Origin of the sequence: Achromobacter sp. GbtcB20 (assembly GCF_019091095.1) — a bacterium.
Lineage (GTDB): Bacteria > Pseudomonadota > Gammaproteobacteria > Burkholderiales > Burkholderiaceae_B > Achromobacter > Achromobacter mucicolens.
The window spans coordinates 1-266 of record NZ_JAGXJZ010000580.1 but is presented as its reverse complement, the minus strand read 5'-3'; the positions used below and the strand labels follow the sequence as shown (position 1 = coordinate 266).

The window sequence follows — 266 nt, the reverse complement described above, 5'->3', positions numbered from 1 at the left end:
CCGGCCGCGTCCAGGGCCAGGATGTCCGTCTGGAACGAGATGCCGACGATGACGCCGATGATCTCGACGATCTTGCGCGAACTGGCCTTGATCGATTCCATGGTCGTCACCGCGCGCTCGACGGCCTGGCCGCCGTCGCCGGCCAGGCGCGCCGCTTGCGCCGCCAGGTCGGTCGCCAGGCGCGCGTTGTTGGCGTTGTCCTTCACCGCCACCGTCAGCGTTTCCATCGCGCTGGCGGGCTGCTCGAGCGAGCCGGCCTGCTTCTC

General features: G+C 69.9%; 1 protein-coding gene. It reads right to left on the bottom strand.

Annotation, left to right across the window (positions count from 1 at the left end; genetic code table 11):
• A partial coding sequence (locus KVT32_RS30305; RefSeq protein ID WP_254637093.1) for a methyl-accepting chemotaxis protein occupies window positions 1–266 on the bottom strand: 266 nt, incomplete at both ends.